The following is an 11,290-nucleotide window of genomic DNA, read 5'->3' as shown; positions in this document are numbered from 1 at the left end:
CGGAGGCGCCGTCGGCCGGCGGTCTCCAGACGGACGGCTCCTCCGAGACCGGCGCCGCGCCTCATCGTCAGGCGCCCGTCGCCCCCTGAGGGGCCGGGGTCAGTGACCGCCGCCGAGGGTGCCCGCCAGACGTCCGTGCAGCCGCTCGCTCGGGTCGTTCATTCCCTCGATGCGGACCGACACGCCCCGACGCTCGTACTTGTGGGTGATCGCGTCCAGGGCGGCGACGGTCGAGGCGTCCCAGATGTGCGACCCCGCGAGGTCGATGACGACCGCCTCCGGGTCGTGCGCGTAGTCGAAGCGGGTGGTGAGGTCGTTGCTCGAGGCGAAGAAGAGCGCGCCGGTGACGGTGTAGCGCGCCTCCTCGGTCCCATCGCCCCGCTCCACCAGCGTGCGGTCGACCGTCGCGAGGTGGGCCACCCGGCGGGCGAAGACGATCATCGCGGCCACGACGCCCACGACGACCCCCACGGCCAGGTTGTCCGTGGCGACCACCACGACGACCGTCAGCACCATGACGACGGTCTCCCCGAGCGGCATCCGTCGCAGGGTCGCCGGCCGGATGCTGTGCCAGTCGAAGGTGCCGATCGCCACCATGACCATCACCGCCACCAGCGCCGCCATCGGGATGACCGCGACGACGTCGCCGAGCCCCACGACGAGGACCAGCAGGAACACGCCGGCCATGAACGTCGAGATCCGGGTGCGGGCGCCCGAGGCCTTGACGTTGATCATCGTCTGACCGATCATCGCGCAGCCGCCCATGCCGCCGAAGAGCCCGGACAGGATGTTGGCGCCGCCCTGACCGAGGGTCTCGCGGGTCGTGCGCGACGGGGTGTCGGTGATGTCGTCGACGAGCTTCGCCGTCATCAGCGACTCGAGGATGCCGACCAGGGCCATCGCGACGGCGTACGGCGCGATGATCGTCAGCGTCTCGAGCGTGAACGGCACCGACGGGAGGAGCAGGCTCGGCAGGCTGTCGGGCAGCTCGCCCTCGTCGCCGACCGTCGGCACCGCGAGGGCGGCGACGACGGTCGCGGCGGTGAGCAGCACGATCGCGACGAGCGGCGCGGGCACGGCCTTGGTCAACCGGGGCAGGAGGACCATGATGGCGATGCCGATCGCGACGAGCGGATAGACGACCCACGGCACGTCGATCAGGTTCGGCAGCTGGGCCGTGAAGATCAGGATCGCGAGCGCGTTGACGAAGCCGACCATGACGCTGCGGGGCACGAAGCGCATCAGCTTCGCCACACCCACCAGTCCGAAGACGAGCTGGAGGACGCCGGCCAGGATCACCGTGGCGATCAGGTAGTCGAGCCCGTGCTCGCGGGCGACCGGTGCGACGACGAGGGCGATCGCGCCGGTGGCGGCGGTGATCATCGCCGGGCGCCCGCCGAGGAACGCGATCGAGACCGCCATCACGAACGACGAGAAGAGACCGACGCGGGGGTCGACTCCGGCGATGATCGAGAACGAGATCGCCTCGGGGATGAGCGCGAGGGCGACGACGAGTCCGGCGACGACCTCCCGGCCGAGGAGGCGCGGGGTGCGGAGGGCGTCGCGCACGCCCGGTCCCGTGTCGGGGTGGGCGAGGGCGGTGCGGTGCGCGGGGGCGCTGAGCGGCATGGGGGTGCTCCGTTCGAGAGCGGACGACGTGTCCGCGATGGGTGAGGTCGGGGGCGCGGCGATGCGCAGCTCGGCGGCCGGGACGTCCGGCAGACTTGAGCGGAGACGAGAGGGGCCCGATCGGGCCCGCACGGCAACTCTACCCTTACGTGAGGGTAGAGTTGCGCATCGACGGAGGAATTCGTGACGACAGAGCCCAGACCCGAGACCATGCAGATCGGCGAGCTCGCCGAGCGCACCGGGTTGTCCCTCCGCACGATCCGCCACTACGACGAGGTGGGCCTGCTCCGCCCGTCGGGCCGGAGCGAGGGCGGATTCCGGCTCTACACGGCCGTCGACCTCGAGCGCCTGCTGCTCATCCGCCGCATGAAGCCGCTCGGCTTCTCGATCGACGAGATGACCGAGCTGCTGGGCGTCGTCGACACGCTCGCCGCCCGGGCCGACGCCGGCGCCGGCGAGCGCGACGCCGACGCGATGCGCGCCCGCCTCGACGAGTTCATCCGCGACGCCGAGACCCGACGGGCGAAGCTCGCGGAGCACCTGGCCATGGCGGACGAGTTCGTGGGACTGCTGCGCGCCCAGTGACCGGCACCGCGCCTCCTCGGCAGGCGCCCGTCGCTCCGTGACCTCCGCACCGGCGGCTAGCGTGGGGGCGTGACCCCGTTGACCCTCGGCCTCGCCGCCGCCGCGATCGTGCTCGGGGCCCTCACCCAGAGGATGGCCGGCATCGGCTTCGCGCTGACCGCCGCCCCGCTGCTCGTCGTCGTGCTCGGACCCGAGGCCGGCGTGACCGTGGGCAACGTGCTCGCCGCGGCCCTCGCGGCCGTGCTGCTGGCCCAGACCTGGCGCACCGTCCGCTGGAAGCGCGCCCTGCTGCTGGTCGGCCCGGCCCTCGTCACGATCCCGATCGGGGCGTGGGTCGTGCGGACCGCCCCCACCGGTCCTCTCACGGTCGCGGTCGGCGCCGTGGCCCTCGTGGCCGTGCTCGTCATGGTGTTCTCGTCGCGGGCACGACTGCTCCCCGGCCGAGGAGGCGCGGTGGCGGCGGGTGCGCTCGGCGGCTTCATGAACGTCACGGCCGGGGTCGGCGGCCCGGCGCTGACGGTTCACGCGACGAGCGAGCGCTGGCCGCGCGAGGTCTTCGTCGGCACGGGCCAGGTGTTCCTGCTGGCCATCAACCTCACCTCGCTGCTGTCGAAGGGCGTGCCCACCGAGCCGTGGAGCGTCTGGGCGGGCGCCTTCGTCGCCCTCGCGCTCGGCGCCGTGATCGGACACCGCCTCAACCGGTACGTCTCGCCCCGGGTCGGCCGCGCGCTCGTGCTCACGCTCGCCGCGGTGGGCAGCGCCGCGGCCGTCGTGCGCGGAGTGCTGCTGCTCTGAGCCCCGCCCCGCGACGGATCGGATCGGGTCGGAGCGCCCGGGCCGGTCTTGCCGTCGGCCGCGCCGCTCGGGCAGCATGAGGGGATGCCCTCCGTCACCGCGGTCTGCCGCGTCCACGCCCTCCTCGACGACGCCGGCTCGGTCGGCGTCACCGCGATCGACAAGCGCCCGGTCGAGGGCGAGGTCGCCGTGAAGAAGATGGGTCTCCGCGGTGACGTCCAGGCCAGCCGGGTCCACCACGGCGGCCCCGACAAGGCCGTCTACGCCTACGCCGACGTCGACGCCGAGCACTTCTCGAGCCTGCTCGGCTACGAGGTGACCCCCGGCCTCTTCGGCGAGAACCTGCGCACAGACGGGGTCGACGTGACCGGCGCGGTCATCGGCGAGCGCTGGGCCGTCGGCGAGACGCTCGTGCTGCAGGTGACGATGCCGCGCACCCCGTGCGCGACCTTCGCCCGCCGACTCGGCGAGTCCGGCTGGGTCAGGCGGTTCCAGACCGAGGGCCGACCCGGCGCCTACCTCTCGGTCGTGAAGGCCGGCCCGGTCTCCCCCGGCGACGAGCTCTCGGTGGTCTCGCGCCCCGACCACGGCGTCACCATCGGCGACGTCTTCGGCGGGCTGTCGCCCGAGCAGGCCGCCCGGCTGCTCGACGCCCCCGGCCCGCGTCTCAGCGAGGTCATGCGCGGCATCGCCGAGAAGGCCGCGGCGCGCACGCCGGTCGACGCCTGAGCCCCGGCCCCGGCCCCGGCTGGTCGTGCCGCGCGCCCGGGAGCCGGAGCTAGACCCGCTGCTGCCGCGGCACCACGACGCGCTCGAACACGAGCACGCCCGCTGTGGCGATGGGGATCGCCACGAGCGCGCCGAGCACCCCGCCGAGCGCTCCACCGCCGAACGCCGCCACGATCACCAGGGCGCCCGGCACCGCGACGGCCTTCGACATCACCCGCGGTGTCAGCACGTACGCCTCGACCTGCGCGTAGACCAGCAGGATCACGCCGACCACGACCGCGGTGAGGGGCGACACCGTGATGGTCGCCGCGATGATGATCACGTAGGCCACGACCGTGCCGACCACGGGGATGAGCGCGCCCAGGAACGCCAGCGTCGCGAACAGCACCGGCACGGGCCCGCCCGCGATCGTCAGCACGATGAACACGAACACGGCGTTGATCACGGCGAGGGCCACCTGCCCGGCGACGTACCGGCCGACCGAGAGGAAGATCTCGTCCGAGATGTCCATGACGTTCTCGCGGTGGCTCCGGGGCACGGCGCGGCTGAGCGACCGGAGCATCTGCGGCAGGGTGATCGCGAAGTAGAGGGTCAGGATCGCCACGACGATCACGGCGGTGATCGCGTTCGTGATGCCCGCTCCGACCGCGAGCAGCCCGCCGCCGAGGGCGAGCAGCTGATCGGGGTCGAGCAGGTACGACGTCACGGCGCCCACCGCGTCGTCGACGTCGACGTCGAGCCCCAGAGTCTCGACGGTCTGCTGCATCCAGGGCTGCCGCGACAGCTCCTGGAGCGCGGCCGGTGCGGTCCGGATCACGTGGCCGATCTGCTCGACGAGCGCGGGGACGACGGCCGCGACGATGCCGACCACGGCGCCGATCACCAGCACCACGGCGACGACGACCCCCACCCAGCGCGGCGCCCCGAAGGTGACGAGACGGCGCACGACGGGCTCGAAGGCGAGGGCGAGGAAGAACGCGAGACCGATGTAGACGAGGATCGTCGACAACGCCATCAGGCCGAAGATGATGCCGACGCCGAGGCCGCCGCCGAGGGTGGCGATCAGGCCGAACCGGAACGCCCCCGGTCGCTGCATCGGGCTGGGAGCCGGGTCGCCCTTCCGAGCGGACGCGGGCGCGTCCGTCCCGGTCGGATCCGCCGATCGACGCACGAGCCGCGCGCGGGAAGAGAGTGCCATGCGTCCATCCTGGCGTGCGGACCGCGTCGGAGGCCGCCATCGACCCCGAGGAGGCACGCCGCGCCTCCCGGGGTACAGCCCAGACTGGCAAGGTGTCCGGCACCCGACCGGCCGAGGCATCTCGCGCGCAGAGTGACGCCGACGGCACCCTGTCGTCTGTTCGACCGAGGAGGCTCCATGTACTTCCACGCACAGACCTGGATCAACGAGATCGCCGACGGCGAGCCCGACCCCGCCGCCGCCAACGCCCTGCAGGAAGGACTCGGCGGCCAGTTCGGCGAGATGCGCACCATGATGCAGTACCTGTTCCAGGCCATGAACTTCCGAGGTCCGGCGGCGAAGCCGTACCGCGACCTCATCCAGGGCGTCGGCACGGAGGAGATCAGCCACGTCGAGCTGATCGGCACGACCATCTCGCGACTGCTCGACGGCAGCCCCGAGTACACCGGCAAGCTGACCGACCCGCTCGACACCCCGGGCGCCGGCGGGGCCACCCCGCTGAACATCGCCCTCGACTCGGGCAACATCCACCACTATCTGGTGGGAGCCCAGGGCGCCCTGCCGGTCGACTCGGTGGGAAACCCGTGGAGCGGCAGCTACGTCTACAACTCGGGCAACCTGCCGCTCGACCTGCTCTACAACGTCATGCTCGAATCGACCGGGCGCCTGCAGAAGTGCCGCATCTACGAGATGACCGACAACGCCGTGGCCCGCGGCACGCTGGCGTATCTGATCGTCCGAGACCAGGCACACGAGAACGCCTACGCCAAGGCGCTCGAATCGCTGGGCGTGAACTGGAACAAGCTGCTTCCGATCCCGAAGACGAACGCCGAGAGCTTCCCGGAGGTCAAGAAGCTGCTCGACCTCGGCCTGCAGAGCAAGCAGTACAGCTTCGACCTCGACGGCGAGAGCGAGGCGGGCAAGATCTTCCGGGGGCCGTCGCCATCGAACGACGGCACCGAGCTGTCGGCCACCGAGCAGGCACCCCCGGGTGTCCCGTCGACGATCAGCCCGGAGCGGCTCGAGGAGTTCTCGCCGGGTCTCGACGCCGACCTGCTCGAACTGATCCAGGCGACGGCAGAGCTCGAGCTCGACGAGATCCAGTCGTACTACGGACCCACGTCGAGCTCGAGCTGATCTCGCGGAGGAGCGGACCTAGTCGGTCGACCCGTCCGAGACCTCGCTGTCGTCGCTCTCCTCGGAGTCGTCGACCAGGCCGGGCTTCGAGCCGTCGGGCAGGTTCTCGGTCCGCTCCTCCTGCTCGTCGGTGATGTTCGTGGATCCGTCGGGGGCGGTGGTCTCGTCTGGTGTGCTCATCCCCGCACCCTACGCCGGGCCCACGGCCCGCGGCTCGGACCGGGTCCGCCGGGAAAACTGCAGGGGCTGAAAGAATGTCGTCGGTCGCGAGTACGCTGAGCGTCGCTCTGGCCATCGTCGCCGCGCCTCCCTCCGTTCTCCGCTCCCCTCCCGGCACCGCGCCGCACGAAAGGCCCTCCATGACCGACGCCACCGCCCGGGCGACCTCCCCGGCCCCCGCCGTCCCCCGGCAGTCCTGGCTCGCCCTCGTGGCGCTCCTGCTCGGCATGTTCATCGCCCTGCTCGACACCACCATCGTCAACGTCGCCCTGCCGACGATCCGCACGTCGCTCGACGCCTCCGAGGCGACCCTGTCGTGGATCATCTCGGGCTACGCGCTGGCCTTCGGCCTCACGCTGATCCCGGCGGGCCGCATCGGCGACCGCATCGGCCACAAGTGGGTCTACTTCACCGGCGTCCTGCTCTTCACGCTCGCCAGCCTGGCCTGCGGCGTCGCGACGAGCGACGTCCAGCTCGTGGTGTTCCGGGTCGTGCAAGGGCTCGCGGGCGGCATCTTCGTGCCGGCGGTCACCGCCTTCATCCAGTTGCTGTTCCCCGGTCGCTCACGGGGCAAGGCGTTCGCCATCATGGGCGCCGTGATCGGCGTCTCGTCGGCGCTCGGCCCGATCATCGGCGGCCTCATCATCCAGGCCTTCGGCGACGAGAACGGCTGGCGGCTGGTCTTCTTCGTCAACCTGCCCTTCGGCGTCATCACCCTGATCGCCGCGGCCATCCTGCTCCCCCGGCGCGACGAGTCGATCCCCCGCCCCGACAAGGGCCTCGACTGGTTCGGCCTCGTGCTCGTCTCGGCGGCGTTCGTGGCCCTGCTCGTTCCCCTGATCCAGGGTCAGGACGAGGGCTGGCCGCTCTGGACCTACCTCACGATCGCCGCCGGCGTCGTCCTCCTCGCGGCCTTCGCCCTCTGGGAGGTCCGCTACACGCGCACCGGCCGCACCCCGCTCGTGCCCCCGACGCTGTTCTCCCACCCCTCGTTCACCGGCGGCGTCGTGCTGGCGCTCGTCTACTTCGCGGCGTTCACCAGCATCTTCTTCACGATCTCGCTGCTCTGGCAGTCGGGCCTCGGCAACAGCGCGCTCGCCTCGGGCGCCGTCGCGATCCCCTTCGCCGTCGGCAGCATCATCAGCTCCTCGCAGAGCAACCGGATCGCCCAGAGGCTCGGGCGGAACGTGCTCGTGCTCGGCACCGCCCTCGTCACGATCGGCCTCGGCTGGATGTGGATCGTGCTGATGACCACCGAGGCCGCCGACCTGACCAACTGGATGCTGCTGGCGCCGCTGCTGATCGCCGGCCTCGGAAACGGCTTCTTCATCGCCCCGAACGTGCAGTTCATCGTGGCGACGGTCGATCCGCGCGACGCGGGTTCGGCCAGCGCCGTCATCTCGGCCATCCAGCGCATCGGCTCGGCCGTGGGCATCGCGATCATCGGCAGCGTCCTGTTCGGCTCGCTGCCCGAGGGCCGCGAGCTCGCGACCGCGGCCGGCCGAGCCACCGGGTTCACCGACGCGTCGGCCGCCGCCATGGGCGTCAGCGCGGCCTTCGCCCTGCTCGCGTTCCTCCTGGTCTTCGCGCTGCCCCGCCGGGTGGACCCGCGCCGCGGGGGCGGTCGGCCCACCGCCGAGACGGCTCCGGCCGAGCGAGGCTGACCGCCACGCGGTCGGGCCCGGGGCGGACGACGTGCTCCGCCCCGGGGCCGACCCGGGAGCCCGCGCGTGCGACACGGCTGTCAGTCGCGCCTGGCACAGTGGTCGCATGCCCACGAGCGACGAGGACCTCGACCGCTTCTGCCGCGACCTGCCCTCGGCCGAGGTGACGCACCCGTTCGGCCCCGAGACCAGCGTCTACAAGGTGCGCGGCCGGATGTTCGCCATGTTCCCCACCGGCATGACCGCCGTCGATCCGGGGCCCCTCGGCGTCGGTCGCCTCTGGGTGAACCTCAAGGCCGTGCCCGAGCACGCCGCGGCCCTCGTGGCCCAGCACCCCGAGGTCTCCCCCGGCTGGCACATGAACAAGCGCCACTGGATCACGCTCGACCTCGCCGGCGACCTGCCCGACCGCACGGTCGAGGACCTCGTCGGCAACTCGTACGACTGCGTGATCGCGGCGATGCCCGCGACGCGACGCCCGCTCGCCTGACACCCCGCTGGCCTGATGCCCCACTCACGGACGGGGCGACATCGCGAATCGCCCGGGGAAGCACGTCGAGACGTGCTTCCCCGGGCGAGATGCGGTGCGACCGGAGCCGACGGCCGAGAGCCGGGCCGGGGTCCGGGTCAGCGCTTGACGGCGTCGATCTTCAGCATGCGCGCGATGACGTAGTCCAGCTGCTCGTCGTCGAAGATCTTCTTCCAGTCGTCCTTCACGATCGACTCGCGACCGTAGTCCATGGCGATGTGGCAGGCGTCCGAGAACGGGTTCGAGCCGCGCAGCGCGTTGGTCAGGGCGATGCCGGTGTGGCCCCAGAGCATGGCGCGGGCGGCCTCGGCGGGGACGCCGGCCTGCGTGACCGTCGTGTCCAGCGCCTCCTGGAGCAGCTCGCCGATCATGCACGCGATCGTCTCGACCAGCGTCGGCTCGAGGATCGCCAGCTGCTTGACGGTGACCCAGTGCACCTGGATGACGGGCGCGTAGATCGTCGTGATGACGTCGGTCGCGAGCTGACGGACGGCGTCGGACGGCTCGCCCTCGAGGGCCGCGACGACCTCCTGGGGCGCGGCGATGCCGCCGAACGTGTCGGCGTACTCCTCGTCCGTGCGACGCTCGAGGAACACCGACGGGTGGCACGGGTGCGCCACGGCGTAGTGGATGTCGTCGCGCTGCTGCAGCAGGCCGGCGTAGGCGGCGGCCGGGTCGAGGGTCAGGATGACCGAACCCGACTTCATGGCCGGGACGACGCTCTCCGAGACCTTGCCGAGCACGACGTCGGGCACCGCGAGGATGACCACGTCGGCGTCGACGATGGCGGCGTCGGTGTCGGTGACCTCGCGGCCGAGCCCGCGGATGAGCTCCTGGCCGGCGGGCGACGCCTCGCTGTAGAAGACGGTGTACCCGCTCTTCTCGAGGTTGTTCGAGACGCGCTGGCCCATCTTGCCGCCGGCGCCGATGACGGCGACGGTGACGTCGGGGCTGCCCTGGTCGGCGGCCTGGGTCACGGTCTGGGTGCTGAGGGTGTCAGTCATTGCTGTTCTTCTTCCTGAGGTGGTCGATGGTCAGGGTGGTCCACTCCGCCTCGAGGCGGGTGGTGGTCTCGGCGTCGTCCTGCCAGGGCAGCCAGTGCTCGACGACCTGGTTGATGCCGCGGGCCTCGGGCTCGAGCAGGGCGAGCATGCCGTCGTAGTCGAGGCGCCCCTCGCCGAGCGGCGTGCTGGTGAGGGCGAAGCCGACCCAGCCGTCCTTCCGCGAGAACGCGAAGTCCTTCACGTGCCAGTTCTTGACGAACGGGGCGCAGCGGGCGGTCACGTCGGCGGGGTGCTCGAGGTTCGCGACGGTGTTGGCCGGGTCGAGCACGATGCCGAGCCGGTCGCTGCCGATGCTCCGCACGACGGCCACGAGCTCGGTGGACGTCACCTGCTCGTAGGTCTCGAGGGCGAGGGTGACCTGCGCCTCCTCGTATTCGGGGACGACCTCGCGCAGGCGCCGATCGGTCTCGATCGCGTCGGGCCGGTCGTCGCCCGCCGTCCACATGCTGCGGACCAGGGAGGCGCGGAGCGCGACCGCGAGGCGGAGATACGTCCGCAGCACGGTCGGCCCGGTGCCCCGCGTGCCGAGCTCGAGCGTCAGCCCGAGCTCGTCGGCGAGGCCGCGGAGGGCGACGAGCTGCTCGTCGCTGTAGTCGGCGAGCGGGGCGTAGTCGCAGATCTGGAAGAGCCGCACGCCCTGACGCGCGGTGTCGCGCAGCATGTCGTCGAGCGACATCGCCTCGGGCACGCGGTCGGAGCCCCGCCAGAAGTAGGCGTAGGTGCTGAGGCCGATCACGAGGTCACCGGTCCGAGCGCGAGCGCCTCGTCCAGGATGGCCTCGACGGCCGCGGGGTCGTGGGCGAAGCGTCCGAGGAACAGCCCGGCGACCTCACCGTCGAGGGCGGTCAGCAGACCGGGGCCGGCGCTGCCGCCGTAGACGACGCGACTCCCGGCATGGGCCGGCAGGCTCGCGAGGTGCCGGTCGAGCTCGGCGACGACGCCGCGGATGTGTTCGGGCGCGGCCGGCTCGGGGGCGCCGATCGCCCAGACGGGCTCGTAGGCGATCAGCAGCGGGCCGGTGAGCCCGGCGGCCGCCGACGCGGTGAGGGCGGCCTCGATCTGCACGGCCACCTCGAGGGCGGCCACCGCGGGCGGCGCCTGCTCGAGCTCGCCGACGCAGAGCAACGGGGTGATCCCGTTGCGCAGCGCGGCGGCGGTCTTGGCCGCGATCACGGCGTCGTCCTCGTGGAACAGCCGACGTCGTTCCGCGTGTCCGATCTCGGCGAGGGTGCAGCCGATCTCGGCCAGCTCGACGCCGCTGACCTCGCCGGTGAACGCCCCGACGTCCTCCGACGCGAGATCCTGTGCACCCAGCCGCACAGGAGCCCCGCCGAGGGCGTCGCGCACCGGCACGAGTGCCGGGAACGTGGGGACCACGAAGAGGTCGACCAGGCCGGTCCGCACCGCGGGGTGTCGCCTGGCGGTCTCGCCGATCGCCGTCGCCCACTCGATCGTACGCGAGTGCGTGAAGTACATCTTGAGACTCACCCCGATGCTGAACCGGGGGGTCGTGGTCGCGGCCGACACGACTAGGAGTCGAGGCCGACGGGCGCCGCCGAGCCGTCGTACTCGCAGATCGCATTGACCTTCTCGGCCGAGGCGCTCGTCGTGTCGAAGCGGTAGGTCAGCCACTCCTTCGCCAGGCGGCGCATCAGCTCGACGCCGATCACGCGCTGCCCCATGCAGAGCACCTGGGCGTCGTTCGAGAGGACGCTGCGCTCGACGGAGAACGAGTCGTGCG

General features: G+C 71.8%; 13 protein-coding genes. 6 read left to right on the top strand and 7 right to left on the bottom strand.

Going from position 1 to position 11,290, the window contains the following annotated elements; genetic code table 11:
* Window positions 1-99 precede the first annotated feature (99 nt).
* Entirely contained in the window at window positions 100-1,629 is a 1,530-nt protein-coding gene (locus tag FFA01_RS15220) for a SulP family inorganic anion transporter (protein WP_146857033.1), read from the bottom strand.
* A gap of 183 nt (window positions 1,630-1,812) precedes the next feature.
* Here FFA01_RS15220 and FFA01_RS15215 point away from each other — a divergent pair, with 183 nt between their 5' ends.
* From FFA01_RS15215 to FFA01_RS15205, 3 genes are all read left to right on the top strand, one after another.
* Window positions 1,813-2,214: a MerR family transcriptional regulator gene (locus tag FFA01_RS15215; protein WP_371859223.1), complete on the top strand. Its 402-nt coding sequence runs from the start codon at window positions 1,813-1,815 to the stop codon at window positions 2,212-2,214.
* A gap of 69 nt (window positions 2,215-2,283) precedes the next feature.
* Window positions 2,284-3,009 carry a TSUP family transporter gene (locus tag FFA01_RS15210; protein WP_146857032.1) on the top strand — a complete coding sequence of 242 codons (726 nt, stop codon included), beginning with the start codon at window positions 2,284-2,286 and terminating at the stop codon, window positions 3,007-3,009.
* 84 nt (window positions 3,010-3,093) lie between these two features.
* Window positions 3,094-3,738, top strand: coding sequence for an MOSC domain-containing protein (locus FFA01_RS15205; protein ID WP_146857031.1), 645 nt, complete (start codon window positions 3,094-3,096; stop codon window positions 3,736-3,738).
* Between the two features lie 49 nt (window positions 3,739-3,787).
* On the opposite strand, the gene FFA01_RS15200 is transcribed toward FFA01_RS15205, so the two are convergent.
* Entirely contained in the window at window positions 3,788-4,936 is a 1,149-nt protein-coding gene (locus tag FFA01_RS15200) for an AI-2E family transporter (protein WP_167627404.1), read from the bottom strand.
* 177 nt (window positions 4,937-5,113) lie between these two features.
* Here FFA01_RS15200 and FFA01_RS15195 point away from each other — a divergent pair, with 177 nt between their 5' ends.
* The gene (locus FFA01_RS15195) at window positions 5,114-6,073 is read left to right on the top strand and encodes a manganese catalase family protein (protein ID WP_146857029.1); all 960 of its coding nucleotides are present in this window, start codon (window positions 5,114-5,116) and stop codon (window positions 6,071-6,073) included.
* Between the two features lie 18 nt (window positions 6,074-6,091).
* Here the strand turns inward: FFA01_RS15195 and FFA01_RS16020 are convergent, their stop codons facing one another.
* Window positions 6,092-6,253: a hypothetical protein gene (locus tag FFA01_RS16020; protein ID WP_167627403.1), complete on the bottom strand. Its 162-nt coding sequence runs from the start codon at window positions 6,251-6,253 to the stop codon at window positions 6,092-6,094.
* A 179-nt stretch (window positions 6,254-6,432) separates the two neighbouring features.
* On the opposite strand from FFA01_RS16020, the gene FFA01_RS15190 reads away from it, so the two are divergent.
* Together FFA01_RS15190 and FFA01_RS15185 are read left to right on the top strand one after the other, a co-directional pair.
* Window positions 6,433-7,956, top strand: a complete 1,524-nt coding sequence (locus FFA01_RS15190) for a DHA2 family efflux MFS transporter permease subunit (protein ID WP_146857028.1) — start codon at window positions 6,433-6,435, stop codon at window positions 7,954-7,956.
* A 106-nt stretch (window positions 7,957-8,062) separates the two neighbouring features.
* Window positions 8,063-8,446, top strand: a complete 384-nt coding sequence (locus FFA01_RS15185) for an MmcQ/YjbR family DNA-binding protein (RefSeq protein ID WP_146857027.1) — start codon at window positions 8,063-8,065, stop codon at window positions 8,444-8,446.
* Between the two features lie 137 nt (window positions 8,447-8,583).
* Here FFA01_RS15185 and FFA01_RS15180 read toward each other — a convergent pair whose 3' ends face one another.
* The 4 genes from FFA01_RS15180 to FFA01_RS15165 form a co-directional block, all read right to left on the bottom strand.
* Window positions 8,584-9,489: a phosphogluconate dehydrogenase C-terminal domain-containing protein gene (locus tag FFA01_RS15180; protein WP_146857026.1), complete on the bottom strand. Its 906-nt coding sequence runs from the start codon at window positions 9,487-9,489 to the stop codon at window positions 8,584-8,586.
* Complete coding sequence (locus FFA01_RS15175) at window positions 9,482-10,285, bottom strand: sugar phosphate isomerase/epimerase family protein (RefSeq protein ID WP_244289897.1); 804 nt, start codon at window positions 10,283-10,285, stop codon at window positions 9,482-9,484. Before FFA01_RS15175 ends, FFA01_RS15180 begins: the two co-directional genes overlap by 8 nt.
* Window positions 10,282-11,076, bottom strand: a complete 795-nt coding sequence (locus FFA01_RS15170; protein WP_244289896.1) for a triose-phosphate isomerase family protein — start codon at window positions 11,074-11,076, stop codon at window positions 10,282-10,284. The genes FFA01_RS15175 and FFA01_RS15170 overlap by 4 nt, the downstream gene beginning before the upstream one ends.
* Before the next feature lie 2 nt (window positions 11,077-11,078).
* Window positions 11,079-11,290 (bottom strand): RpiB/LacA/LacB family sugar-phosphate isomerase (locus FFA01_RS15165; protein ID WP_208720947.1); only part of this gene is annotated, 212 nt, incomplete at its 5' end.

The organism is Frigoribacterium faeni (assembly GCF_007988805.1).
GTDB classification, from domain to species: domain Bacteria; phylum Actinomycetota; class Actinomycetes; order Actinomycetales; family Microbacteriaceae; genus Frigoribacterium; species Frigoribacterium faeni.
The sequence above is the reverse complement of the archived record's forward strand: the minus strand, read 5'-3'. Positions and strand labels throughout refer to the sequence as shown.

Bases quoted from the DNA above. Each gene is read 5' to 3' on its own strand.
- FFA01_RS15180 (WP_146857026.1), bottom strand. From the start codon at position 9,489: ATGACTGACACCCTCAGCACCCAGACCGTGACCCAGGCCGCCGACCAG.
- FFA01_RS15190 (WP_146857028.1), top strand. From the start codon at position 6,433: ATGACCGACGCCACCGCCCGGGCGACCTCCCCGGCCCCCGCCGTCCCC.
- FFA01_RS15200 (WP_167627404.1), bottom strand. From the start codon at position 4,936: ATGGCACTCTCTTCCCGCGCGCGGCTCGTGCGTCGATCGGCGGATCCG.
- FFA01_RS15195 (WP_146857029.1), top strand. From the start codon at position 5,114: ATGTACTTCCACGCACAGACCTGGATCAACGAGATCGCCGACGGCGAG.
- FFA01_RS15220 (WP_146857033.1), bottom strand. From the start codon at position 1,629: ATGCCGCTCAGCGCCCCCGCGCACCGCACCGCCCTCGCCCACCCCGAC.
- FFA01_RS15205 (WP_146857031.1), top strand. From the start codon at position 3,094: ATGCCCTCCGTCACCGCGGTCTGCCGCGTCCACGCCCTCCTCGACGAC.
- FFA01_RS16020 (WP_167627403.1), bottom strand. From the start codon at position 6,253: ATGAGCACACCAGACGAGACCACCGCCCCCGACGGATCCACGAACATC.
- FFA01_RS15185 (WP_146857027.1), top strand. From the start codon at position 8,063: ATGCCCACGAGCGACGAGGACCTCGACCGCTTCTGCCGCGACCTGCCC.